Genomic DNA, 888 nt, shown 5'->3' with positions numbered 1-888 from the left:
TTTCGAATTACACAAGCAGCAGCGAGGGTTTTGTTACCCTTCAGTCATTAATCATGAACTCCCTGATGTATCATGAACGAGAGTTGTTCGTCAGCGAAAATGCCCATGAGCAATGCAATGGTTTCCGTTCTCGTCGTTGGTACAGTCACGGCTTTGAGTTCTCGCTCCGTATTCCGCGCAGTCGTAGCGGAAACTTCTATCCCATTCTCTTAGGGTTGATACGCAGCGAAAGCGAGGAACGTGCCAAATTGTTCAATCTCCTCTACACCAAAGGTCTTACCACGGAGCAGATAGGCGAGATTTCAAATTGCGTCTATGGTCGTTCCTACAGCAAGCAGCAGGTATCGCATCTTGCCGGCAGCTGCCGTGAGGACGTCGAACGGTGGCTTTGCCGTAGCCTTTCCTCCCACTACTTAGCCGTCTATATCGACGCCACCTTTATTTCCACCCGTAGGGACAGACAGGTGTCCAAGGAAGCCTACTATACCATTCTGGGGGTATTAGAAGACGGCAGCAGGGAGGTGCTCACGGTTGTCAATCATCCCACAGAAGGGGCTCTTTGCTGGAAAGACGAGCTTGAGGCCTTGAAGCAAAGAGGCGTCGAACAGATAGACTTAGTTGTTTCCGATGCATTGCAAGGAATAGAGAATGCCGTCTGTGCAGCCTTTCCCGGTGCCGCACACCAGTTCTGCGTGGCACACGTTAAGCGACAGATACTCAGCGGCGCATCACATAAAGACAAACTGGTAATGGCGCAGCAGCTCAGTGAGGTGTTCCAATTGGAGAACAACGAGATGAATTCCTTGCAGGGATACGAACAATTCATTACCTTTGTCGAGAAATGGGAAAGGAAATATCCTGCACTAAGAAAATACAAGGCCGAACGCA

Annotated in this window: 1 protein-coding gene; it reads left to right on the top strand. The window is 49.9% G+C overall.

What is annotated here, in order from left to right:
* Positions 1–888 (top strand): IS256 family transposase (locus E0E16_RS07000; RefSeq protein WP_130829708.1); only part of this gene is annotated, 888 nt, incomplete at both ends.

The organism is Prevotella rectalis, assembly GCF_900607215.1.
Taxonomy (GTDB): Bacteria; Bacteroidota; Bacteroidia; order Bacteroidales; family Bacteroidaceae; genus Prevotella; species Prevotella brunnea.
This window is presented reverse-complemented; position numbering and strand designations above follow the sequence as displayed.